Annotated in this window: 2 protein-coding genes and 1 pseudogene; 1 reads left to right on the top strand and 2 read right to left on the bottom strand. The window is 45.6% G+C overall.

Going from position 1 to position 2,033, the window contains the following annotated elements; genetic code table 11:
* Positions 1 to 429, top strand: a pseudogene (locus VIN08_RS00230) (cytochrome c); the annotation flags it as partial.
* On the opposite strand, the gene VIN08_RS00225 reads toward VIN08_RS00230, so the two are convergent.
* Together VIN08_RS00225 and VIN08_RS00220 are read right to left on the bottom strand one after the other, a co-directional pair.
* Positions 423 to 1,736, bottom strand: a complete 1,314-nt coding sequence (locus VIN08_RS00225; RefSeq protein ID WP_331958443.1) for a vanadium-dependent haloperoxidase — start codon at positions 1,734 to 1,736, stop codon at positions 423 to 425. The pseudogene VIN08_RS00230 and the gene VIN08_RS00225 sit on opposite strands and share 7 nt — an antisense overlap.
* A partial coding sequence (locus tag VIN08_RS00220; RefSeq protein ID WP_331958440.1) for a hypothetical protein occupies positions 1,724 to 2,033 on the bottom strand: 310 nt, incomplete at its 5' end. The genes VIN08_RS00225 and VIN08_RS00220, both read right to left, overlap by 13 nt.

The raw sequence follows: 2,033 nt of genomic DNA, 5'->3' as shown, positions 1-2,033 counted from the left end.
GATATATACCCGCCACTGGTATTGTTTGCCAACGAAGTGCAAACACACCGGCTGCGCATTGCCAATTCACGCGAAGATATAACGGTGCTCTACGTCTGGCCGCACATGCACTATCTGGGTAAAACATTCAAAGCCTATGCTACACGCGATAATGATACCATTCCATTGGTATCTATACCTTCATGGGATTTTCGCTGGCAGGAATTATACCGCTATAAGAAACCGGTTATTCTCAAACGAGGCGATATCGTAAACTTCTATGGTATATTTGATAATACAGCCAATAATCCACTCAATCCTAACAATCCGCCCAAGTTCGTGGAGTCGTCAGGAGATATGCGAAGTGACCAGGAGATGTTAACGATGTTATTGATCTATGTAACGTATAAACCCGGTGATGAACAGTTGGGAGATATACCCGATCATTGATTGTGTTGCAGTTTAATTTTTTGTAATACACATTCTCCAACTTTCTGTCCTTGCAGTTGTCCCTGCTCAATAGCGGTTCTATAGTGTATGCCGCCATATAGCCGGCTGATCGCAGCTTCTTCAGATGCTTGCCTGAATGAAGTGAAGTTGCGCGCTGCATAGCCATATTCTTTTTCGGAGGTGTCGATAAAAGAAAAATCATTTCCAAAGAAAGCACTGAGCACTGTGGCGGCCGCTGTCGAGATAACGCTATGGCCGCTGGTATATTCCGGGAATGGCGGTGTTTGCAGCAACGGCTTCCATTGTTCATCTATATAGGCGTTGATATAGGTTTCCGGTCGAATCAGGTTACTCCTGTATTTCTCATCCCAGCAACTGATGAAGCCATCGAACAATGCAATGGCTGTAAGGGTATAGGCAGCCGAAGCTTTCATCATGGATGCCTGCACACGTTGTGAGGCAATGCCTGCAATAGAAAGCCAGTGTCCTCCGGGAGAAAGTTTCTTGGTAGCATAGTTAATATGTCCGTGAACATTTACGGCAAAAGGATTGCAATCCCAGAAGTTGGCAATGGTGATCTGCTCCTTCGTCAGGTTCTGGCGTGTAGTGTATACGTGGTATGCCAGTGAATAAAACTCGCTTTCTTTTTCTTTGCTAAAGAGCGGAGGAGGTGCCGGCTTGAATTGCGCTGCGCTATCGAGGGTAAATGCACGGATCAACTTCCAGTATGGTTCGATGGCAGCCATATATACCGGGGGAGTGGGCGTCCATTTGCCGTCTGCTTTTAACAGGGTATACCTGCGCATGGCTCTTGTTTCAGTATAGCGATCTTGCTTGCTCCAGGCTAGAATCTTTTGCGCCACTTCGCTGCCATAGCGTATGGAGCTTTCATATACTTTGCCCGAAACTTTCTTTTTATAGTACCGAAGAATTATTTTAGAAGAATCTTCGAGCATGTCTTCTGAAAAGATAAGGCCCTTGCCGGTGGCAAGAAAGGCACTGACTGCCGCAAGACTATAGGAAATCTCTTCTGATGGTTCCGCTATTACCGGAAGAGCAGGAACCTGACCTCGCAGACTTTTATACTCTTTGCCCTCCTTTACGAGGATCTCGTATGCGGCTATGTGCGCATATACATAGATACGCGAAGCTACCGGTGGCGAAAATATATCGTGAATAATAACGTGTGTTAAAGCCTGCTGTGCACGATGTAGCGGATAAGCATCACTACTATACGGTTGACTCCGGCCGCAATTGGCCAGTAAAGAGAACAGAAGAGTATATATATAGTATGTTACTCGTGCCATAATGATTGGATCAGGATTGCCAGGGGATAATTATTGTTTCTTGCCGCCACCAGTTTTTTTCTACCCGTGGCATTTTTTACAAGAAGTATATGGCGAACATCACCATCGATGATCAGGCCGGATTCTGCTAGAGAGATGGCTTTGAATGATCCATCACCCATGCCTTTCAGGAACGAACCAAGGCTCGCATCGCTGTCGCCCAATTGTGTTCTATAGCCATAGAAATTTCCTGCGAGCACCAGGTCTTGTATACCATCATGATCAAAATCGTCAGCAATTATACCTTGAGCTTTAGAG

The sequence above is a fragment of the Ohtaekwangia sp. genome, assembly GCF_036568665.1.
Lineage (GTDB): Bacteria > Bacteroidota > Bacteroidia > Cytophagales > Cyclobacteriaceae > Ohtaekwangia.
This window is presented reverse-complemented; position numbering and strand designations above follow the sequence as displayed.

What these genes read in the sequence shown, in the direction of transcription:
- VIN08_RS00225 (WP_331958443.1), bottom strand. Translation starts at nt 1,736, where the DNA reads ATGGCACGAGTAACATACTATATATATACTCTTCTGTTCTCTTTACTG.